The following is a 23,065-nucleotide window of genomic DNA, read 5'->3' as shown; positions in this document are numbered from 1 at the left end:
TTTTCTGTTGTCAAAAAACAGATAATGTCCCACGCTCAAAATTCAGCCTCTCCTGTCTTATGCCATCCCTGCCAGACTTCATGCTGCGGTCTCCTCCTACTAACATCATTAGCATTTCCATCCATATGGTCTGTTAGCCGCTACAATTTACCATTTATCCTATAAATGCAACTTTGTTTCATTTATACTAGTTTATAATTCCAAGGCCTTCTATTTTTGCATTGTGAATTTGAAAACAGGAATACTATTAACATTGATTCTACTGCTTGGATTTAAAATTCAGGCTCAGGATTGCTCGCTATCTATTCGGGGAAAAATCATACACCTAGAAAATAACGAGCCAATAGAGGCTGCATACGTATGGGTAATCGAGGCTGAAGAAGGAGCCGTCAGTGATCAAAACGGAAATTTCACGATAAAGAATCTTTGCAGCGGAAACTATACGGTCACTATTCAATACCTGGGTCATAAAACCATAACAGACAGCATTAAGTTAGAGTCCACCACTTTTAGCAAAACCTATAGGCTGGAAGAAGAAGCGGTGGGTTTACAAGGCGTGGAAGTTCACGGGCATCGTGATGCTGTACAAACTACGACAGCCGTCTCTGCACTATACGGAGAAAACCTCATGGAATCCAGAGGTGAAAATCTGGGAGAAAGTCTAAAACGAATCTCCGGAGTATCTACTTTTTCTACAGGAAATAGCATCTCAAAACCTGTAATCCACGGCATGCACAGTAATCGGATTATGATTATGAACAATGGCATCCGGCTGGAAGGGCAACAATGGGGAGCTGAGCACGCTCCTGAAATCGATCCTTTTCTAGCAGATGAAATCACAGTAGTAAAAGGCGCAGAAACAGTACGATACGGGCCGGAAGCTATGGGTGGAGTGATTTTGGTAAATCCAGCCCCTCTTCCTACTAAAAAATTTAGTAAGACTAATCTTAACCTAGTTGGCGGAACTAATGGCCGTATGGGGAACATTAACTTGGTACATGTAGGTGGCTCAGACAAAATCAAAGGTTTGGGATATAGAATTCAGGGCTCTGCAAAAAGGTCCGGCAACGTGAAATCTCCCGATTATATCCAAGAAAACACTGGGGTAAGTGAGCTAAACTTAAGCAGCTCGCTTGGCTATAGCAGTTCCAAACTTGGAGTGGAAGCTTATTACAGTCTTTTCCATACTGAATTGGGAATTTTGAATGACTCACACACGGGAAATCTCTCTGATCTTCAAAATATTATTGTGAATGGACGTCCATTCGCAGATGGAGAGTTCAGTTATGACATCCTCAATCCAAAGCAAAGAGTAACCCATCATCTAGCAAAGTTGAAGTCTCACTATCATATTTCTGAAAGCTGGAAATTAAACTTCCAGTATGGCTTTCAGCTCAACCACAGACAGGAATTTGACAAGAGAAGAGGCAATTTGAATGAGAAAGCTAGTTTGGACCTGGAGCTTTATACCAACACAGTAGATCTCTACGTGAACCATACGCACAAAAATGAACTGAGCGGGACATGGGGAATCAACTTCATCCAACAGGCAAATAGCAATGTTCCTGGGACCGGAGTAACACCATTGATCCCAAACTATGACATGGTGAATACAGGCTTGTACGCTATGGAAAAGTACTCCAAAGGCCCATTGGAAGTGGAAGCTGGCGTAAGATATGACTTTAGAAATGTCAGCACCGCCAGATACATCAATCAAGAGTTGAGAACCGCCGATATAGCTTATCAAAATTTCTCCGCGTTCTTAGGTGGACTCTATCACATCAGTCCGGATCTGACCTTCAATTCAAATCTTGGTTCCGCTTGGAGACCACCGAATGTGAACGAATTATTCAGTGAGGGGCTTCATCATGGTGCAGCTGCAGTGGAAATCGGCAATCCTGATATGGTGTCCGAAAAATCCCTGAAATGGATTAACGAGCTACAATACGACGGTAAAAGGACTCATCTGGAATTCACAGCATACCTGAATCCTATCAGCGATTACATATATCTAAATCCTACTGGAGAAGTGTATACGAGTCTTAGGGGCACCTTCAATATTTACGAATACTTGCAGGCAAATGCGTTATTCTACGGATTTGACTTTGCTGGCAGCTACGAGTTCACAGAGAAAATAAGTGGCTACCTAAAAGGTTCAATCGTTCAGGCAAAGAACACCGATGACAACAACTATTTTCCTTTTATTCCATCTAACAGAATGGATTGGGGCATTTCGTACGACTTTTCCCAAGCCACTGATTCCCGGACAAATAAGATAACCTTAAGCAATGTCTTGGTTGCGAAGCAAAATAGAGAGCCAGATTTTGATATTGCTCCCCCACCATCGGCTTATGCACTTTTCAACATCTCTTACAATAAGGAATTTAACGTCGGAGATGACAAGTTGAATTTGGGCCTTCAGGTGCAAAATCTCTTCAATACCAGCTACAAAGACTACATGAATCGCTTCAGATACTTCTCCTACGATATGGGAAGAAATGTCCTAATAAAAATCAATTACGAATTCTAACCAACTAATTATGAGCACAAAAAGCAACCTTTACCTTATCGCGCTAGCAGTGGCATCCCTCTTCTTTTCAAGCTGTAAAAGTGAAGATCCGGTTCCAGAAAATGATGGAGAATTGATTACCGATGTCACACTTACTTTTCAAGAAATCGATGCAAGCGGAAATGCTTTGGGCGCCCCTTTTGACTTCACCGCTTCAGATTCCGAGGGAATTGAAATTGGCTCTGCCCCAGATGTAGAAACGGTCATGCTGACCAAAGGAAAAAGATATGAAATGTCAGTTGACGTGTACAATTCAGTAGCCGGAGAAGACATCACGGAGGAAATTAGAGCTGAAGGCGATGAGCACCAGTTCTATTTCTTAGGCTCAGCTTTCACCAGTTCTCCGTTTCTATCTTACGAATACAACGATGATGGAGCTGAGTTAATCGGTCTAAAAGGAATCGTAACTGTTCAGCAAAGCCCAGGGGTTAATACTGCGAATATCCAGCTACTTCTACGTCACGCTTTGGATAAAAATTATCCCGGTGCAGATAATCCAAATTTTCAAGATTACGCTAAAGCAGGTGGAGAAACTGATCTAGACATCACTTTCCCAGTTGTAGTTGAATAATAATTGCTTTCATTTAAAACACAAAAAGCAGCTTTAGAGCTGCTTTTTGTGTTTTGAAGACTATTAATTTTTAGAAATCCGGTGAGCAACTAGTCATTAGAGAGGCATCAAACGTTAGATTTTCATTGACATTGTAGCCAATATTGCCAGCCACCAAAATCACCTTATAATCTGGTCCCTCACTTGCTAAATGCACTTTCACATGCCCGTCGAAAGTCTTCATATCTTCAAAACTCAACTTTGTTCCATTCATTAACGAGCCTAGCACAGTCTTACTTTGAAGAGTAGATCCGCTCACGGGATTCAGCATAAATGCCATGGGAGCTACTGGATTAGTATAATCTCCGAAATGCAAATGTGCTGGAAATGTATTGGCAGAAGTACTTTTCGCACCTACCAATTGTAAAGTCAACTCTAAATTACCATCAGTTAATTCTCTGATTGTAAGCGCACCGGTATATTCATATTCGCTCGCCTTATTCAATTGATACTCTACCTGCTGTCCTGTATAAAGATCAGGATCACTCTCACTGCATGATCCAAAACTCACTAAAAGCAGAAGTCCTAAAATTATATTTCTCATAGATCAGTCTTTGGTAGCTCAACGGAAAGAGATTTCATCCTGTTCGATAATCCTAACATTATCTATTTGGCTATATCCCTTCTCATTATTGAATCATTAATTTAATCGGGATTTTTGATCACCAAAACTCAAATTACAAGACTGTGATTAATTCGCTCTCCAGAAGAAAGGAGTGAATAAAATCAACAAGGTGTAGAGTTCTAATCGTCCAAGCAGCATGATCACAGAAAGGAATATTTTAGCAGCAGGCGAGAAAAACGCAAAATTATCCACAGGCCCAACGGATCCAATTCCTGGTCCCACATTTGCCAAACAGGTAGCGACAGCTCCAAAGGAAGTAACCAGATCATACCCCATCAGTGAAAGTGCTAAAGAGCCCAGAACAAAAGTCAATAGGTAAATCAGCAAGAAATTCATGATGTGTGTGATGATTCTACCTGTTACCCGATCACCATTTATGATCAAAGGAACAATTGCTCTTGGGTGCACCAAGCGCTTAAATTCCAGCCATGAATTTTTGATAAAAGTAAGGTGTCTCACAAACTTGATTCCGCCCGCAGTAGATCCAGCGCAACCTCCTATGAACAGAAGCATAAAGCAGATAAAGGTCACTCCTTCGCTATACTGCGTATAATCATCCGTAACAAATCCTGTAGTAGTAACTATCGAAACTACCTGAAAAAGTGACTTTCTGAATGCCAATTCAGGATCAATACCTGTAGCAGCTATAGGGAAATAAAGAATAACAGCAACTACCAGAAGAGTTAGCCCATACGTTTTAAATTCATCACTCTTAAGTACTCTCTTGAATTTACCTATCAAGCCAAAGTAGATAACCGTAAAGTTAGTGCCCGCCAAAAACATAAATAAGATGGCTACATATTGTATGAAAGCCGAATCATAATACGCCATACTGGCATTTTTGGTAGAGAAACCACCGGTAGCCAAAGTAGTCAGCGCATGATTTATTGCGTCGAAGAAGTTCATCCCTCCTGCCCAATAAAGCAGCATTGCCAATACAGTAAGACCTACATACACATACCAAAGACGCTTAGCTGTTTCTGATATTCTTGGGTGCACTTTATCAGAAGTAGGGCCAGGTGATTCAGCCACAAAAAGCTCAATCCCACCAATTCCCAAAAGCGGAAAAATAGCAACAGTCAATACGATTATTCCCAAGCCTCCTATCCACTGAGTCATGCTTCTCCAAAAGAGCAAACCTTTTGGCATCGCTTCAATATCAGTCAAAATAGAAGCCCCTGTAGTCGTAAGACCTGACATAGTCTCGAAAAGCGCATCTTCGAAACTGACAATTTCATGACTCAAAATATAAGGAAGCATCCCAAAACCAGCCATAAAAACCCAGCTCAAGGCTACTATCAGGTAACCTTCTCGTTTTCTGATATTTTGGTCTTGCTTTGAAAAAGAAAAGAAAAGCGTCATTCCGATGATCATGGTGATCACAGCAGAACTCAGTACTGGCCAAGGATCTTCTTCAAAATGTATTGAAAAAATTACTCCGGGAAGCATCAAAAGGGCTATTAGCACCAAGAGTGCGCCCATGATCTTCCCTATTTCTTTGAAATGAATCATGTCCTAATGAAACAATTTTTCAAGTGCATTCTTAGCTTCAGGTAATGCCAAAACAATTGCCTTATCGTTTATATCAAGCTGAAAATCACCATCCGGTATAAAGACCTTTTCTCCTCTGATTACTCCAGCTACTATAGCTGAATCAGGAAAATGCAGTTCTCTTAGCGGATTTTTCACCAATCTGTTATTCTTACAAACTGAATACTGGATAAACTCAGCATCCACTCCATAGATACCAGATACGGCTTCTACAGTTCCTTTTTTCAGGAACCTGGATATTTCATTTGCTGCAACAAGCTTTTTATTAATCAGCGAATCCACTCCTATACTATGTGAAATATGAATGTATTCCCTTGTATCTACGTGAGCAATTGTCTTATACACTCCGTGATTTTTGGCTGTCAAACTTGCTATAATATTTGTCTCCGAAGATTCTGTCAAAGCAAGGAATGCATCCATCTGCTCCAAGCCTTCCTCAATCAACAACTCTACATTTTTGTAATCTCCTTGGATCACAAGAGAATTTTTAAGGTTTTCCGCAAGCCATTTACAGCGCTCTTTATCTTTATGGACCAGTGTCACACGAAAGTGATCTTCAAGTCTAAGCGCCGTAGTAAGAGCCATATCATCCCCTCCAATGATCATCACGTTCTTAATTGTGTGCTTCACCTGACCCAGAACTTCCATGATAGTCTGTGTATTTTTCTTGTTGGAGATGAAAAACACGTGGTCATTATTACGAATAATCGTACTCCCTCTAGGGATAATGGTCTTTTGATCACGTAGGATAGCGATGATCCTAATGTCCTCAAAAATCGGATTGGACTTGGTGTCCATAATGCGCTGATTGACCAAAGGATTGCTTTGATCAAGCGTGATACCTACAATATTCAATTTCCCCCCTTCAAAGTCAAAAACCTCCGTAAAACTGGAGTTCTCGATCATATTGAAGATATGCTTGCTACAAAGCATAGTCGGTGAAATCAAATTATCAATCCCAAGATTTTGGAAATAGGACATGTTGTCTGGCTCCATATAGGAGTGATTTCTGACTCTTGCCATCACTCGTTTTGCGCCCAATTGCTTAGCCAAAACGGCCGTCACAATATTGGTTTTCTCCGAGGTAGTCACCGCAAGTACCATACTGGCCTTGTTTACATTGGCCCGCTTGAGGATTTCAAATGAAGTCGCATCCCCCTGCACTGTCAAAACATCTAGTTTAGAAGAGACATAGTCCAGGACTTCTCTGTCTGTATCGATCAGCGTGATGTCCTTATTATCGTAGCTTAATTGCTCAGCGAGGTGGTAACCCATATCCCCAGCACCGGCAATCACAATATTCATCCCCATAGAGGTAATTCAGGTGATTTTTGAATTGGCAAAAATAAGAGCTTTCTAAATGGTAATCAGATATTAAGCTATTTCTTTTATGCCTGTAGGGGCAAAGTAACAAAGCATAAATCGAATAATTCATTTTCAGGAATGTTTTTTCCCCAGAAAAGTCCTTCGAGATTTATTCATCCAGCAACTTGGTACTCTCTGCTTCAGGTAGCTCTTCAATATCTTTCAGCTTTCTCTGAATCACTCTCGTTCTAGCTCCTACAAGCTTGTCCAATTCGGAATTTGCCTCAGTGAGCTTCTTCTGCGTTTTTTCTATCAGCTCTCCAAACTTCCCAAACTCAGTCTTGATCGCCCCTAATACCTGCCAAACTTCAGAACTTCTCTTTTGGATTGCAAGCGTCCTGAAACCCATCTGAAGGCTATTCAGGATGGCAGAAAGAGTAGTTGGCCCCGTGACAATCACTTTATAATCCTGCTGTATCTGCTGGGTGAGTCCAGGTTCACGGAGAATTTCAGCATAGAGACTTTCTACTGGGAGAAAAAGTATGGCAAAATCAGTAGTGTATGGTGGATGGATGTATTTGCTCTGTATATCCTGAGCGGCTTTTTTCACAGCTTTAAAAAGCTCATTTCGGTACATTTCTATCTCTGGCTTCGAGGCAATTTCATAGGCATCAACTAGCCTTAAATAGGATTCCTGTGGAAATTTTGAATCAATAGGAAGCAATATAGGCTCACTTTGGCCAGGCATTTTCACAGCAAATTCTACTCTTTCCCTGTTCCCTTTGCCTACAGCAGCATTCAACACGTATTGATCTGCTGAAAGTAAATTCTCCAAAATCGCCTGCAACTGATATTCCCCAAGTACTCCGCGACTTTTCACATTGGTCAATACCCGCTTCAGATCCCCTACTCCCGTGGCCAGACTTTGCATTTCTCCCAAGCCCTTTTGCACCGCTTGAAGCTGGTTGCTTACCATTTCAAATGATTGTCCAAGGCGGGTTTCTAATGTCTTCTGCAACTTTTCATCAACTGTCTCACGGATCTTCTCCAATCGCACCTCAGTCGTTTTCATCAATTCCTCCTGACGGCGATTTAGCTCGGTAAACTTCTCCCGCTGAAGTGTGTTGAATTCCTGAACGTTTTGCCGAAAGACTTCCCCAAAGGATTTCAACGCTTCATTTTGATCTTTGGAATTAGCACGAATACTATTGAATACCAGCTGAAACTGATTGGTTAGATTCTCACTCGCCTCTCTTCGTGATTGCGCCAAAGCTATTTCTAGCTCCTTACTCATTCTAGCCAGTTCAGTCTGTAGAAAGGCTTTTTCCTGATCATTATTCTTTCTCAGGAAAAATAAAACCAGAAAAATCACTTGGAGAATAATTACAAGAATTATCAAATACTCAATCGGCATGCGTCATCAGTTTGGGTTGTTGAAAGTAGTCGTTTCGTACTTCCACCCCTAAAAAAGAGAGATATTTAGCGACAGATTCCGTCGGTAATTCTTCCATTGGGACATGGCCTGCATTTTCAAAAACAATCAACTTCGACCCTGGAATGGCTTTTTCTAAAGCATATCCCTGTGCCACAGGAATCCAAGAATCTTCTTCTCCCCACATAATCATAGTTGGCATAGTCAAGCGGTCAAAGTCAATCCTCGACTCACGAGGAGCAGTCAATCTATCCAAAGTCGCCTGCCGATTTCCATCGCGACGCATCAGTTCATAGTAGCGGTCAATAGCTCTTTCTGTAATCTTGCCCGGATCTGAATACACTTGTTTCATATTCATGGCAAAGAGAAATCTGGGCGTACATTTTAGCAGCAGCTTGGAGAAGATTGGATTATTAGCCAAACTGAAAATCCAGGCTCCACCGGCCTTAGAATTCCCATCCAAATTTGGCTTTGGTGCTCCAGCTGCATCGATGAGATTCAGAGAAAGAACTTTGTCTGGTCGAGTAGATGCGACTTGCATAGCTACAGCTCCACCCATAGAGTTTCCTGCCAAATGGAATTTATCCAAGTTCAATTTCTCAGACAACCTCAAAACCAACAGGGAATAGTCTGTCAGACTGTACCGTTTCTCCTCATCCGGCCCGGTAAGTCCGTGGCCAGGAAAGTCTAGTGAAATAGTCAAAAAATATGGGCTGAGCTCCTGCTGCCAGGCATCCCAAGTATGAAGGGATGAAAAGCTTCCATGCAGCAGGAAAATCGGGTCCCCCTCACCCATTATCCGCACATGTACATTGATCCCGTCTACTTCTATAAAATGTGATTGGGCTGTTCCGTATTTCTCCTCAATTTCATAGGCAGGGATATCACTTCTGAAAATGAGTAGTAGAAAAAATATACAAGCCAGAGCCAGAACGACTAAAACTTTTAAAATTCGTTTGATCCAACCCATAAATTCGGCTTTTTTGAGTTTGTGTTAAATCCTGCCCGATGGGGAAAAGTACAAAAATCTACCCGTTCCTCTTTCTATGCTATTAAAGAAACATTGTGAGCCTTAAATCATTCTTCAAAAATCTAGGGCCTGGTCCCATTATCGCCGCTGCTTTCATTGGTCCGGGCACGGTCACGGTTTGCACACTTGCTGGAGTCAACTTCGGTTTCTCCTTGCTATGGGCATTGGGATTGTCGATCATTTCCACTGTAGTTTTGCAGGAAATCTCAGGCAGACTTGGCTTGGTCACGGGTCAGGATCTTAGCCAATTACTCAGTAATCAGACTGGAAAGCCTATTTTTAGAATTTTCTCTATGGTTCTGGTTCTGATTGCAATCGGTCTCGGAAATGCAGCCTATGAGTCAGGAAATATCTCTGGAACAAACCTGGGATTACAGGTTTTCTGGGAAGCCCCTATCGTAAATCTTGCCGGATTTGAGTTACATACTGGAAATCTAATCCTTGGAGCATTTGCTTTTATATTATTGTGGATCGGAAATTACAAAGCCTTGGAGCGAGTACTGGTGGGGCTGGTGATATTCATGTCCATTGCTTTTACTGCCACAGCTATTCTCACCAAACCAGATTGGTCAGCGGTTTTTGCGGGCTTCATCCCGAGTTGGAATGACGAAAATCTTCCCACGTTGGTCGCTTTGATCGGAACCACCGTTGTGCCTTATAACCTATTTCTCTATGCCAGCTTGGCTAAAACAAGATGGTCAGGATCTGCAGACATTCCTTGGATGCGAAAAGATATCGCTATTTCAATCATTCTTGGCGGGCTAGTTTCCATGGCAATTTTAATAGTTGGCGCTGCTAATTCAAGCAGTGAAATCACCAGCGCTATTGACGTTTCCAAAGGATTGGAAGGTGTTTTCGGGAGCTTTGCAAAGTACCTCATGGGATTTGGTCTTATGGCTGCAGGGCTTACATCAAGCATTACTGCTCCTCTGGCAGCGGGATTGGTGATTTGTGGAATCATGGGTTGGAGTCAGGAAATCCGCTCTAGCTCTATGCGTGCATCGATGGGAGTCATCGTGGGACTAGGTTTACTTTTCGCTTCCCTAGGCATCAAACCTGTACAATTAATCACCTTGGCTCAATTAGCAAATGGCATTCTTCTTCCCCTTATAAGTGGTTGGATAATTTGGATTGCTTCGCAAAAAGAAATTCTCGGCGACTTCCGAAATAAACCTGGACACACCATCCTCGCGGGTATAATTTGGTTGATCACCTTAGCGCTGGGATTAAAAAGTATTCTGGCGGTTTTGGGGATTAGTTTTTAGAAACAGTAGTCCGATTTTTTCACCGCAATACATTAATAAACCTCCCCTTCCAGCTTCAGTAAATTGCCATTCACTAGTAGTCAATACGTTCAGACTTTTAGAGCTAGGTGCATTTTCCGCCAATTTTTAATCTGGAAATAGGTTAAATCAATAATATCACTGATCCTATTTTTTCCATAGAAAACCTGAATACCCCAACTTTGGAGTATTATTTCATATCAATTTTTATATTCTAAACTTTTATCAAAATGGGAAATCTTAATGATGCTCAATTAAAAAAATTACAGGCAAGTAGTAGTCTGAAAACCAAATTCCAGACTATGCAAGTCATGCAGGTGGATAGAAAAAATCTTGCACAAGTCTTGAAAGGTAGTGAGGGAAAAAGCAGCACAGATCTAGACCTCACCTCCAAAGCAATTCTGCTAAGAAGTCAGCAGGGTGATTTTGAAGAGGCTTTTGAATTGGCTTCATGGTCATCAAAAGCAAAACCAGAGTCAAGAAAAGTGGTCGTGAAGAGTTTTTTAAAAAATAGTCAAGCACCGCTATTGGTTCACCAGATAGCTCGAATGAAGAGATCGGAAGCTGGTGATATGATGAAGGATTACTTCGGAGAAGGTGGAGATATCAAAGACGTAGCAGAGTGGATGAGTGCTGCAGGCAAAATCCTCAAAACCGGGGTAGTTCCAGACGAAACAGATGGACTTTGGGGCTGGATCAAAGACACTGCTAGTAATGTCGTAGATGCGGTAGTCGGAGCTATTAATACGGTAGCTGATGCTATCGCAGCAGCTGGAAAAAATCTGGCAGAAGCTGTCTCTAAGGTGGTAACCTGGACACAATCTAAAATCGATGATTTTGTTGAGGCAGTCTTAGCTGCTGGGAAATCCATTTCCCAATTATTATCAGAAGCAGTGAAAAAGGGAGCTGCAGCGGTGAAGAAATTTGTACAGGCAATCATTGAAGCTGGCAAAAAGGCGCTGGATATTCTTAACTGGGCAATCAGTCAAGTAGAAAGCATGCTGAAAGAGGTTCTTAGAAAGCTTGAAGAACTTTTGGGATCGTTTACCTCCCTACTGATTGAAATAGCTAAAATGGCAGCCTCCAGACTTAATGCAATTGTTAGAGCATTGGTAAGTGCAGGAAAAAGCGTGTTAGACTTTATCTCAAGATTGAATCGCTTTGCACTTGATTTCGGAAAAAGATTGGTACAGGAATTAAAAAAGATTGGTAAAACTGTTCGAGAGATAATGCTGGCAGTCATCAATCAAACTCGATTAATAGCGAGAGTAGTCATTGAAGCACTGAAAGATTTGGGTACTACAGTGTTCAGTATGCTAAAAGAAGTGATTACCCGCACTGCTCAGCAATTGTCAGTAATTATTGGAGCAATGAAAGATTTAGCTATTTCGCTGAGCTCTATTATCAATGACATCGCAAGATTTGTAGCAGCAGAAGCAAAGAAACTCATGCAGGCATTGAGAATCATTTGGACTAGAATGAAAGAGATTCTTGAGGTCATTGCACAAAAATCAGTGTCGGTTATTCGCACGTTAATTACAGCAATCGTTGGAACTGTAAATCATTGGAGAGAAGTTTTCAAGGAAATCATCACCAATGTAAGAGACGCATTTAGAGAAGGATTAATCAAAGGTTTGATTGAAATCGGTAAATCAGCTGTGACTTTGATGATCGAAGCCACGAAATTGGGTGCCACTATTGCAGCAGTTACCTTTGCGATTTTGATGGATATTTTCGGTTCACACCGTGGTCTCAATGCTTCTGAGCGAGCTGAAGCTGAAAAAGTTTTTGGAGTATCAATAGACTTGGATCGGGTGAAACTGACCGACGCGAGCCTTGCTGCTGACTTGATTATGTGGATGAATAAGAACCGTCCATTTACCACTATGTACGTGATCAATTACAAGTCTGGCGCCACATTACCTATGGCCACATTAATCCATGAATTAACCCACGTCTGGCAGGCAGTTACTTCTGGCGGAGTATATATGATCGAGGCACTGCATTCTCAATTCTTCGGTAAAGCATACAACCTGTCAGAAGCTGACCTGAAAAAAGCAAATGGTAGACTTTTGAGTTTGGAGAGAGAGCAACAAGCAGTGGTGGTTGAGGAATTCTGGAAAGCTGAATTTGATGGGCAAAGAACCCAAATCCCGGTTGACCTGCTTCGCCCTTTTGCTAAGCAGGTCCACAAATCTCGATTTGTGATCAACAGGTTCGCCTTAAAAGATTTGCAACTCAGCAGTAAACTAGTTTTCGCAACTAAATAATTTTTAAAGTGAATAAAGCGATTGTAATACCAGAATCATGGTCTATTCCAGCTGGATTTTTTATAGCGAGGTTGAATAAAATTCAGCCTCGCTTTTTCACCATTTCGATTCCTGATGCGATCTATTTGGACCCTGAGGCATTATTATATAAGCTATATGCTGCACTGGACTACCATGCTGCAAATTCAGCTTTGGTTGTCTTACCACATTCATGGGCCCAGGTTAATAAAATACAGGATTGGCCACCGATTGTGTGCAATGAAATATTCCGCCCAGTGATTAATTCTATTTTTTTTGCAGATGATTGGGAGGAGCTGAAGGTGGAATTAATGGGGTTTTTAGAGGATAAAATCAATTCAACTCCAAAAACACATTTGACTTGCCAGTATCAAGCTCCCTATACTACAATGCTGAAACTTTGGGCTGATGCAGGAGCCGAAGACTATCATCCGGGCGACTTTTATAAATCCGAAATACTTACTGCTATTTCACATATGACAGGAAATTGGGTGTATTGGGGGCATGGAGAGGCAAATCTTTTAAGAGGCTACGGGCATCTGGAAAAGGAAGACTTGCTCGCTCATACGCCAGATAAACCACTTAATGCAACACTTTGGTTTACCTGCTCGACTCTTGATCATCATAAAGATGAAAATATAGCCCTAAGCTGGTACCGCAGTGGAGCAACCAAATGCCTTTTGGCTAGCCCTCATAAAATAAATACAGAAGCTAACCAACTATTATCATCTGCTTGGCTGGTCGCTGCAAAATCTCAACGGCTAACTAGTATAGCTGCAATTGTATTAAAGCTGATGCAAGAAGAGGCTAAAGAAGTAACTGATGTACTCAAGAATTATTATCTCTTAGGGAACCCATGGGTGCTTGGTGGCTTTGAGACTGAGAAATAATTAATCGAGGAAATGGATTAAGGCTTCCATTCACTATCGAGCACACTGTAATAAATAGTATCTCTACGTCGTCCTTGGGTGAGTAAAGTATGGCTTCTCAGCACTCCCTCTTCTACAGCTCCAAATTTCAGCAGCGCTTTGCGGGCTGGAATGTTGAGCACATCGGTTTTGATTTCAACACGCTTAAGTTTTAGAGTTTCAAAGCAATATTCCAGCATCAAAAGCTTCATTGCTTGATTGATACCGGTCCCATGAAACTCTCTTCCCAACCAAGTCCAACCAATTTCTATTCTTTCATCTCTTTCAGAATAATTCCCAAAAGCAGTACTTCCTACAGCCTTGTTTAATTGCTTGTCCCACACCAAAAACTGTAATCGACTACCTGTTAAAGCAGGCTTTGCCCATTCTTCGAACTCCTCGGGAATGCTGAGATCATACGTGAAATAAGTCCAAAGACTTGGATCATTTGCTATTGGCATCAAAACTGGAAAATCCTGCTCAGTGATAGGTCTGAGCAGGATTTTGTCATTTTCTAAAATTAAATTCGGATTCAACATTAGCCTAGAACTTCTTTTATAGCTTTGTTATATAATGTTACTTCTTCAATAGTACCAGTAGAGACTCTACACCAATCATTCAATGGTTCAAATGGCCTACCGATTATAAAGCCTTTATCATACATCGTCTTATTCAATTCTTTGATATCTCTTCCTGAATGGAAAAAGATGAAGTTTGCATGAGAATCCAAATAAGGCAATTTCAATTCATCTAGCGTATTGGTCAGCAAAGATTTTGCTTCATTAGTTTTTTGAATAGAGAATTGGTAGAAGTCCTTATCAAGAAGTGCCGCTTTACTCGCTTCAATCGCCATAATATTTGTGTTAGCTACCACACGGTCTGACAGCATTTTGGCTAATTCAGGCTTTGCAATCAAATATCCCATTCTGATTCCCGCCAGTCCGTAAACTTTTGAGAAAGTCCGTGAAACTATAACATCATAACCTTGCTTCACCAACTCAACCATTGAAGGGTAGTTCGGTTCTGTGATGTAATCGTAATATGCTTCATCAGAGAAAACAACCGCTTGCTTACTCACTGTTTTGCAAAAATCCACCACTTGATCTGCGGGAAGCAATTTGCCAGTTGGATTATTTGGGTTACACAGAAAAACCATTTTGGTTTTATAAGAAACACGCTTCTCTATCTCCTCCAGATCAAAGTCTAAATCCTTATTCAATGGTACCCAATTGATATCAGTCCCCCATATCTCGGCATAGCTCATCATAGATAAAAATGTAGGCGAACAGGAAATAATCTCACCCCCACCTCCAAAAGTGATTCCTGCAATCTTTAATCCTTCTGTAGATCCCGCTACTAACACAATGTGGTCTTCTGGTACACCCTCCTTTTCAGCGATCATTTTGATCAAGTCAGCATTGAATCCCCAAGGATACCGACAGCCATTATCAAACCCTTTTATCATCGCATTTCGCATAGATTCAGAAGGCCCATATGGGTTTTCATTTGAACCTAAGCGAATAGGCGAATCGATTGGTCGAGGATTAAACTTCCTTATTTCCTCAGCAGAAAGCGAACTTATTATTCCGGTAGTTCCTAATGCAGCTAAGCCACTACCAAACGAAGCTTTTTTTATCCATGATCTTCTTGAAATTCCTGACATGATTTTACCATTTAATTGTTGAAATAATAATATTTAACCACACATATTAAAATATCTTCATCATTAAAGTATTTTTATTAATTATAGCATATTTGGCAAAAGTGGCACTTAGTAAAATTATATATTATAATTAGTTTAGGGCTCAAAATAATTATTTAAATTAAACAAAAGCGCAATTAACCCTTAACCCTTATATTCATGAAAAAGCTATTACTTTTCTTGGTTTGTGGGATGCTTTGGGTAAGTAGTCTCAAGGCTCAACAAACACAGTACATGGTATTCGAATTTGTCAAGGTTGATAACGATCAACTTTTTGATTATATCGAGTTCAAAGATCAAATGGAAAAAGTGTACAGGCAAGCTCTAAACGACCAACGAATCAAAGGTTGGGATTTCTGGTCGTTACAGTCTGGAGGTGATCATTCAGACTTCCAGTACATCATGGTTACCTATTACGATGACCCTGTGAAAATGATGAATGGACTGGATGAACAATCGATGATGGAATACACTAAAATCGCCTATCCACATTTAAACAGCATGCAAGTCAGCAAAATGTTTCAAGAATCTCTTGCCATGCGGGATATGCCTATGAGACTATACATGAGGCAAATCTCAGAAACTAACGACAAGTTCCAGATGAAACCTGGAGTACTAGCTTCATTTGACTTAATGAAAGCCCGAGAAGGTAATTTCGAAGCTTATGAAGAAGCCGAATCACAGATTTTCAAGCCAATCCATCAGAAATTCGTTGAACAAGGATTAATGGGACATTGGAGTTTATTAAGGACGGCTCTTCCACTAGGATCAGAAGCAAAATCCACTCACTTAACGATGAATGTTTACAAAGATTATATGCAGTTTTTCAATGCTCAATCTTATGAAGATATGAATCAAACAGAAGAACAGAGATTGGCTGTAAACGAAGGATTAAACTCTAGAGATCAAAAATGGGTTTATCTAGCAACATTAGAAAACGTAGTTCGATAGTCCGGTTGCAACTTACGTGAAGAGGCTTCGAAAGAGGCCTCTTTTTTTTGTCTTTTAACCACATAGGACAAAGTTCTCATGGTTTAGAAATGTTACCTGATCTTCCTATAAGTCGCCACCACGACTTTGTTGACTTTACGACTTTTGTGGTAGAGATTTTTTCACCACAAAAGGAACAAAGAGCATAAAGTTTTTAAAGTCTACAGATCACTATGTTTTCTATGTCGCTAGGCGGTAAAAAATGATCAATTCTCAATAGTCAAACTCAATGGTCAAGGAGATATCTTAAGGTCTAAATAACCTCCCTCCGATCATACAACCTAAAAAGTATCAGTCCGATCACTGGACCTATAAACAGCAAAGCCAAAACCTGATCAATCCTTAACCAGTTCAGGAGAACATGAGCAAGCTGAATACTCAAAATGGATATCGCAAACCCCATAGAATTCACTAAAGTCAGTGCAGTTCCGCGGTATTCTGCAGGCACACTTTGGGCGACTAACGTAGAAAACTGAGGCGAATCAGCGGTAATGAGAATTCCCCAGATCAGTAAAAGTCCTATCCACACCCAACTTGGTAAACCTGCAACAAACAGCACTAAAACACAGCAAACCCCTGAGCTGATAAGCGCCCATTGAGCTACATTTTTACTGCCAATTCGTTCAGCTATTACTCCGCCTATTGCACAAGATATTCCTCCCACTGCTATTACGAAAAATGATAGCAAGCTATCTTCAGGCTGGATTACATCATTTCCATTCAGAAAAATGATCAGCATAGGTACAAAAGCCCAAAAAGTATACAACTCCCACATATGCCCAAAATATCCAGAAGCAGCACTTTTCAGCGCCCTTATCTTCGAGAGCTTCGGCAATAGACTTAAGTCAAATTTTGAATTGATTTTGTGAAACGGGCCATCTGGAACAAAGAAACCAACGATCACTCCTCCTAGCAAGGATAAGCCCGAGGTAAACCAAAGCACTATTTTCCAAGAGAAATTTAAATCCAAGCCTTTTAAAAGATGAGGAAAAGCAGTACCCAAAACCAAGGCACCAACCAAAAAACCTAGAGCCGCTCCCAAACCTTTTTGAAAGTAATCAGCAGCGATTTTCATTCCTACAGGATAAATACCAGCTAGAAAAAACCCAACCATAAATCTACAGACAAGCACAGTAGTAAGGTGCATCGGTAGAATGATAATCAGCAGATTGGAGCAAGCTGCTAAAATAGAACTGAAAAAGAATACATCACTAGGTGAAAAGCGATCTGGCACCGAAAAAATCGCGAAAACCAGAGTGCCTAATATAAAACCAAACTGGACCACCGATGTAATACTTGCCAAAATCCCCGGTAAATCAAGCAATTGGCTGATTTCAGGAGCTACAGCATTACCAGCAAACCAAAGCGAAGTGCCTAAAAATTGAGCAATTACGATCAAAATCAAGGCACTTCGAGATGTTATTTGGAATTTCAAGCGACTAAGATTCCTCTGATAGTTCTCACTTCCTCAGCACTGAAAACAGAATTCTTTACTGCAGCTACGTTATCATCCAATTGCTCTGGTTTGGAAACTCCAACCAATACAGAAGTGATTCGCTGATCCTTCAGCAACCAAGCAATTGCCATTTGAGCAAGTGTTTGTCCTCTTCCGATCGCAATATCATTAAGCTTGGAGATCATACTGATCTTCTCGTCAGAGATCTGCTCTGCTTTCAGGTATCTACCATCCTTGGCAGCGCGGGAATCTGCTGGAATTCCTTTCAGATATTTATCTGTAAGTAGTCCTTGCTCCAGTGGAGAAAAAGCTATGCTTCCTACTCCTTTTTCTCCCAACACGTCCATCAAGCCATTTTCTACCCAACGGTCGATCATGGAATATCTTGGCTGGTGGATTAAAAGAGGTGTGCCCAAGCGCTCTAAAATCGCGTAAGCTTTCGCAGTATCTTCAGCAGAGTACTGAGAAATACCCACATATAATGCTTTGCCTTGTCTCACTAACAGATCAAGTGCCCCCATCGTCTCCTCAATTGGAGTATCTGGATCTGGTCTATGATGGTAGAAAATATCCACGTAGTCAAGCCCCATTCTTTTCAAGCTTTGGTCACAACTTGCTACCAAATACTTCTTGGAACCATAGTTACCATAAGGACCAGGCCACATATCCCAGCCAGCTTTGGAGGAAATAATTAACTCATCTCGTAAAGTAGAGAAGTCCTTTTTCAGCATTCTACCAAAATTTTCTTCAGCAGATCCAAATGGAGGTCCATAATTATTTGCCAAATCAAAATGACAAATACCAAGGTCGAAAGCTCTACGAAGAATAGAACGTCCTAGTGTGAAATCTGCATTATGACCGAAATTATGCCATAATCCTAGACTGATTTCTGGTAATACCAATCCACTATTCCCGCATCGACGGTACTTCATCTGATGGTAGCGATCAGCGGCAGGCTGATAAGGCAAAAGTGGTGAGTGATCGTTAATGTCCATTATTTTAGGTTTGAGTGTTCGTTTAAGCGAACCAAATTAGAGCGATTAAAACTGATATCAAACCTAAACCCATAAGAAGTAAGTAACTTTTCCATATATATGCCATCCAATTGTTATACTTGATCCCAGCAGCAGCAATCACTGCCATCATCCCACCATTAGTCGGCGTCACGAGATCCGTTAATCCACAGGCATACTGATACGTCAGCACAGCTACTTGTCGGGAGACACCCAATAAGTCCATCAATGGCACTGCAAGTGGGGTAGTTAAAACTGCTTGACCTGAAGTACTCGGCACGGGAATGTGAATAATTGCTTGACTTAGGTACAAACCAACAGCTGCCAACTGTATAGGCATACGCTCCAGTGGCTCAAACATCGCCTGAATCATCGGATCAACAATAGCTGCATTCTGTAAAATCAAATAAACAGATCGAGCTAATCCCACAATTACTCCAGCAAATATCATTTCACTAAAGCCCTCTGTATATGCTCTTGCTGTTCCATTGATCCCTAGTTGTCCGATCAATCCACAGCTAAACCCAACGACAAAAAATAAAGCACTCATATCATTGTAGCCCCAGTCTCTATAGATTATTCCCCAAGCCATCACAGCTACACCAGCGAATGTCAAAAACAGTATCACTGCATGCTGAAGTGAAATCTTCACCGGCTTAATTTCATGAATTTCAGATCCGGCAATTTTACTTTTCCCATATTTAATATGATAACTACACCAAATAAAAATCGCTAGGGCAAGGAAGACTAATCTATAAGCTAAGCCTTCAGCGAAATCAAGTTCTGCGATGGTCTGAGACAGCAGAGAGCCAAAGGGATTGAATGGAGAAAAACTCGCGCCTACAAGTGCAGATCCTAAGGCTAATGCGATAATAGACCGTACATCGTAATTAACTTTCTTTGCCAAAATCACCAATACAGGGGCCAATGCAATTAATTCCTCCTGCATGGCAATAGTACTTCCACAAAAAGCAAAGACAATTCCTATGAGATAAAGAAGCAAATATTGTTTGCTTCGAAACCGATAAATAAGCGCTTCAATTCCAACTTGAAGCGCACCAGTTTTTTCTACGACATAGAAAGCTCCTCCGATTAGCAAAATCAAAACAACTATATCAGCACCAAGAATAAATCCTTCTGGAATAGATAAGGCTATCTCATATAAGCTGGCATTATGGTCCTCTACGGTATGGAAACTTCCCGGAACGATTATTTCCCTCCCGGTATCAAGATCCAATACTCTATCAAAGCTTCCAGATTGAATAAAATAACTAGACAAACCAGCCAGTAAAACAAATCCTAGCAGGATAATGATTGGATGAGGGAAAGATAGTTTCATTTAAAAATCACTATTTAGGACTGATATAGGATATGATTTGCCTGGCAATTTCAATTCTAAAATCCTCCTTGTCTCTTGAATTCGAAAACAGAAAAATACCAGTTTCAGCTTCTTTGGAATAAAACAGCAGACTAGAATACCCTGCCTGTCCCCCATAGTGTCCGACCCACTCTCTGCCTTCAATTTGGGTCTTCTGAAAACCTAAAGGAACCTTACTCCCATCAATAGTGAGCCAGCCAAGTGCTTTTCCAAATGCCCCTGTTTGTCCCCGCAACAAATGAGTAATAGCTATACTCATGTCTTTTGTAGTTGTGATCAAACCAGAGGAAGGAGATGGAAGTATAGGGAAGCTGATCCTTTTAGGCTCTATTCTTTTCCATAAGAAGGTCTTCTGATATCCTGTGATCCCATTGTCCTCAATAGGCCATGCGGTCACAAATTTAGAATTAGTCATTCCGGAAGACGCCAGCACACTATTTTCAATTAGCGCATGAAAATCATGGTTTTCAGATTGACTGATCAAATATCCCAGTAAGTCGTAATTAGAATCCGCATAGTTATAACTGATGGAATCTGTATGATAGGTAGAGGAATTCTGCAGAAACTCCGCGCCCCATTCTTTCAATACTTGAGATTTAGAAGAAGAAAAAATCATCTCAGAAAAATTCTTATCCCGAACTCCCGATTGATGAGTCAACAGATCTTGAAATCGAAGCTTGGCAAGAGAAGATGCGCTGACTTTTCCTTTTAATTCTAAAGAAGACACAGGATCATGGGTAGAAATCCCTTTAGTATTTAAAGTATTTGCCAGGCCTAAAGCAGTAAACAATTTGGAAACTGACGCGACCACTATTGCACTTTCTACAGTCAGAGAATCTTTAGTTAACAGGTTTTTATACCCAAAAGCGTTCAAATAGAATACCTCGTCATTCTTCACAATCGCCACAGAAATACCTGGCAAGAGGTAGGTTGACATGGCTTGATGCAAAATTGAGTCAATGCCTAAGGATTTGGAGTTGACTTCAGAAACAGGAATGACTCGGACTTTAGGGAAGCTATACCACCATTCCCAAGCTATAAATAGAGCGATCCAGAAAACCAAAACAGCCGATAAGATTTTGATTTTCTTGTGCATAGAGGATACTACTTTTGGCCAAATAGAACTTGGCATTTAATGACAATTCTTTGAAAACAAGATTTTCTTATCCATAAAGAATTGGAAAACAGAACTTAGAACACTTCTTCTACATGTACGAGAAATCGCAATCAAGATTTTCCCGATCCCAGTTTCCTAACTGTGCAGCAGCTTCATATGTACTTTGCAAAAACTCAAGAAGCATCTCATTAGGAGCGGAGGATTTCCTCACATCATCGTAATTCAGCATAAACTCGCCCAAATCTTTGCTCCAATATGCCTGCTCAGGTGAAATTTTAGCATGTTGAAAATCAGGATAATTCGGGTAGCAATAGGCGTAGAAAATAGGTGTTTTGAAAGCTTCACTTCCTGGCCAAAAGCCAACACTAAACACTTCATGTGAATAGGCTTCTTTCATTACCGCTAGGGGGATATTGGGAACCTGACCAGTAAACTCTGGAGCTTTTCCTCCCGAAAATCGGGTATAAGCCAAATCAAAAGACCCCCAAAAGAAATGTATAGGACTACTTTTTCCAGTAAATTTTGTCCTGAAAACTCCAAATACATTCTGAATCTGAACCAGCGTCTTCCAGAGATTTTGAGCTGCGTTGGCTTGGTAAATTAGTCGTTTCTTATTCTTTGAAAATGGAATTGGTTCAGGAATTTCATTTGGAATGGAATGGATTTTCACATTAATCCCCAAAAACCTTAGCTTTTCCATCAATTGCTCATAGAAGCTAGAAACCGTCTGCCCTCCCAACCCAAAACGGTCTTGTGTTCCGTTGCTGGTTTTTATTCTCAACTCGTGGTGAATGAAGTCAAATTTGATATCAAAAACTCCATTTTCATAAGGAATCAGACCTGTTGTCAAACCCTGCGAATCAACGTATAGTGACACATGCCAAGAATGATTTTGCCATGGCGATTTTTTGAGCCGTACTTTGCCCACGATCTGTGTCCAATGATGTAGGAGATAAATGGTGTCTTTACTCTCTTCAAATTGAAGTACTGGCCAAGAATTCTTTTTAGGTGCCATAAATAAAAGTTTATCTCTCAATTTATAGGTTTTCCTTGCTGAACAAAAATTATATTTCAGTCTTTAGCATCTTTTCAAGAGTCATTATGCCAGAAGTAGCATTTTCCGAGATATAAAAAACCTTTTTATTAAAACCAACCGCTGGATTGACTGGATCAATCAAATAAATTCTACTTTCAGCAGGAACGTAATGCACTAAACCAGCCGCTGGATAAACTTGTAATGAAGTTCCTATCACTACCAAAATATCTGCCGTTGCGACAATTCCCATGGCTTCATCCATCTTGGGAACTTGCTCACCAAACCAGACGATATGAGGGCGCAACTGACTGCCCTTCTCACATGTATCACCTTCTTTGATTTCCCAATGGTCCAACTCATAAACCAAACTTGGATCCACGGAACTTTGAGCCTTTTTCAATTCACCATGAAGATGAATTACAGTGGAGGAACCAGCACGCTCATGTAGATCATCTACATTTTGAGTGATGATGGAAACCTTATAGTCCTTCTCCATTTCAGCTAAAATCAAATGGGCCTGATTCGGCTCGCATTCGAGTAATTGCTTTCTGCGTTGATTGTAGAAATTTTGTACAAGTTTTTGATTTTTTCTCCAGCCTTCTGGTGAAGCCACTTCCATCACTTCGTGACCTTCCCAAAGTCCACCGGAATCTCTAAAAGTTTTTATCCCACTCTCTGCAGAAATACCCGCACCGCTAAGAATCACCAAATGTTTCTTCCTGCTCATGGGTTATTGGGATTTTGGATCTTGTAAATTTCGAATGAACACTGT

The 23,065-nt window shown here is 40.8% G+C and carries 19 protein-coding genes; 6 read left to right on the top strand and 13 right to left on the bottom strand.

Annotated features, from left to right (window positions below; all coding sequences use genetic code 11):
• The first annotated feature begins 223 nt into the window (after window positions 1-223).
• Window positions 224-2,530, top strand: coding sequence for a TonB-dependent receptor (locus ESV85_RS19100; protein WP_146920463.1), 2,307 nt, complete (start codon window positions 224-226; stop codon window positions 2,528-2,530).
• Between the two features lie 10 nt (window positions 2,531-2,540).
• On the top strand, window positions 2,541-3,140 hold the full coding sequence (locus ESV85_RS19095; protein ID WP_146920461.1) for a hypothetical protein: 600 nt from the start codon (window positions 2,541-2,543) through the stop codon (window positions 3,138-3,140).
• A gap of 70 nt (window positions 3,141-3,210) precedes the next feature.
• Here the strand turns inward: ESV85_RS19095 and ESV85_RS19090 are convergent, their stop codons facing one another.
• The 5 genes from ESV85_RS19090 to ESV85_RS19070 all read right to left on the bottom strand — a co-directional run bounded on the left by ESV85_RS19090 (window position 3,211) and on the right by ESV85_RS19070 (window position 9,062).
• On the bottom strand, window positions 3,211-3,723 hold the full coding sequence (locus ESV85_RS19090; RefSeq protein WP_146920459.1) for a hypothetical protein: 513 nt from the start codon (window positions 3,721-3,723) through the stop codon (window positions 3,211-3,213).
• Between the two features lie 147 nt (window positions 3,724-3,870).
• A complete protein-coding gene (locus ESV85_RS19085) occupies window positions 3,871-5,316 on the bottom strand; it encodes a TrkH family potassium uptake protein (protein ID WP_146920457.1) in 1,446 nt (481 codons plus the stop codon).
• Window positions 5,317-5,319: 3 nt separating this feature from the next.
• A complete protein-coding gene (gene trkA, locus ESV85_RS19080) occupies window positions 5,320-6,666 on the bottom strand; it encodes a Trk system potassium transporter TrkA (protein ID WP_146920455.1) in 1,347 nt (448 codons plus the stop codon).
• A gap of 163 nt (window positions 6,667-6,829) precedes the next feature.
• Window positions 6,830-8,074 (bottom strand): DNA recombination protein RmuC, encoded by a 1,245-nt coding sequence (locus ESV85_RS19075; protein ID WP_146920453.1) that lies wholly within the window; start codon window positions 8,072-8,074, stop codon window positions 6,830-6,832.
• Window positions 8,064-9,062, bottom strand: coding sequence for an alpha/beta fold hydrolase (locus ESV85_RS19070; protein ID WP_146920451.1), 999 nt, complete (start codon window positions 9,060-9,062; stop codon window positions 8,064-8,066). Before ESV85_RS19070 ends, ESV85_RS19075 begins: the two co-directional genes overlap by 11 nt.
• A gap of 95 nt (window positions 9,063-9,157) precedes the next feature.
• Between ESV85_RS19070 and ESV85_RS19065 the strand changes: the two genes are divergently transcribed.
• The 3 genes from ESV85_RS19065 (at window position 9,158) to ESV85_RS19055 (ending at window position 13,583) form a co-directional block, all read left to right on the top strand.
• Window positions 9,158-10,387 carry an Nramp family divalent metal transporter gene (locus tag ESV85_RS19065; RefSeq protein ID WP_146920449.1) on the top strand — a complete coding sequence of 410 codons (1,230 nt, stop codon included), beginning with the start codon at window positions 9,158-9,160 and terminating at the stop codon, window positions 10,385-10,387.
• A gap of 248 nt (window positions 10,388-10,635) precedes the next feature.
• The gene (locus tag ESV85_RS19060; RefSeq protein WP_146920447.1) at window positions 10,636-12,675 is read left to right on the top strand and encodes a hypothetical protein; all 2,040 of its coding nucleotides are present in this window, start codon (window positions 10,636-10,638) and stop codon (window positions 12,673-12,675) included.
• An 8-nt stretch (window positions 12,676-12,683) separates the two neighbouring features.
• On the top strand, window positions 12,684-13,583 hold the full coding sequence (locus ESV85_RS19055) for a hypothetical protein (RefSeq protein WP_146920445.1): 900 nt from the start codon (window positions 12,684-12,686) through the stop codon (window positions 13,581-13,583).
• A 17-nt stretch (window positions 13,584-13,600) separates the two neighbouring features.
• On the opposite strand, the gene ESV85_RS19050 is transcribed toward ESV85_RS19055, so the two are convergent.
• A complete protein-coding gene (locus tag ESV85_RS19050; protein WP_146920443.1) occupies window positions 13,601-14,140 on the bottom strand; it encodes a GNAT family N-acetyltransferase in 540 nt (179 codons plus the stop codon).
• Window positions 14,140-15,264: a pyridoxal phosphate-dependent aminotransferase gene (locus tag ESV85_RS19045; RefSeq protein WP_146920441.1), complete on the bottom strand. Its 1,125-nt coding sequence runs from the start codon at window positions 15,262-15,264 to the stop codon at window positions 14,140-14,142. The genes ESV85_RS19050 and ESV85_RS19045 overlap by 1 nt, the downstream gene beginning before the upstream one ends.
• 198 nt (window positions 15,265-15,462) lie before the next feature.
• Between ESV85_RS19045 and ESV85_RS19040 the strand changes: the two genes are divergently transcribed.
• Complete coding sequence (locus tag ESV85_RS19040; RefSeq protein WP_191322062.1) at window positions 15,463-16,254, top strand: hypothetical protein; 792 nt, start codon at window positions 15,463-15,465, stop codon at window positions 16,252-16,254.
• 292 nt (window positions 16,255-16,546) lie between these two features.
• On the opposite strand, the gene ESV85_RS19035 is transcribed toward ESV85_RS19040, so the two are convergent.
• The 6 genes from ESV85_RS19035 to ESV85_RS19010 all read right to left on the bottom strand — a co-directional run bounded on the left by ESV85_RS19035 (window position 16,547) and on the right by ESV85_RS19010 (window position 23,020).
• The gene (locus ESV85_RS19035; protein ID WP_191322061.1) at window positions 16,547-17,728 is read right to left on the bottom strand and encodes an MFS transporter; all 1,182 of its coding nucleotides are present in this window, start codon (window positions 17,726-17,728) and stop codon (window positions 16,547-16,549) included.
• Window positions 17,725-18,744, bottom strand: coding sequence for an L-glyceraldehyde 3-phosphate reductase (mgrA, locus tag ESV85_RS19030; protein ID WP_146920437.1), 1,020 nt, complete (start codon window positions 18,742-18,744; stop codon window positions 17,725-17,727). The genes ESV85_RS19035 and mgrA overlap by 4 nt, the downstream gene beginning before the upstream one ends.
• A gap of 22 nt (window positions 18,745-18,766) precedes the next feature.
• On the bottom strand, window positions 18,767-20,101 hold the full coding sequence (locus ESV85_RS19025) for a YfcC family protein (RefSeq protein WP_146920435.1): 1,335 nt from the start codon (window positions 20,099-20,101) through the stop codon (window positions 18,767-18,769).
• Between the two features lie 10 nt (window positions 20,102-20,111).
• Window positions 20,112-21,236 carry a serine hydrolase domain-containing protein gene (locus tag ESV85_RS19020; RefSeq protein ID WP_191322060.1) on the bottom strand — a complete coding sequence of 375 codons (1,125 nt, stop codon included), beginning with the start codon at window positions 21,234-21,236 and terminating at the stop codon, window positions 20,112-20,114.
• A gap of 109 nt (window positions 21,237-21,345) precedes the next feature.
• Complete coding sequence (locus tag ESV85_RS19015; protein WP_146920432.1) at window positions 21,346-22,272, bottom strand: DUF5996 family protein; 927 nt, start codon at window positions 22,270-22,272, stop codon at window positions 21,346-21,348.
• 49 nt (window positions 22,273-22,321) lie between these two features.
• Entirely contained in the window at window positions 22,322-23,020 is a 699-nt protein-coding gene (locus ESV85_RS19010) for an SIR2 family NAD-dependent protein deacylase (RefSeq protein WP_146920430.1), read from the bottom strand.
• Window positions 23,021-23,065: the final 45 nt, after the last annotated feature.

It is taken from the genome of Algoriphagus aquimarinus (assembly GCF_007997215.1).
In the GTDB taxonomy this organism is placed as follows: Bacteria; Bacteroidota; Bacteroidia; order Cytophagales; family Cyclobacteriaceae; genus Algoriphagus; species Algoriphagus aquimarinus_A.
This window is presented reverse-complemented; position numbering and strand designations above follow the sequence as displayed.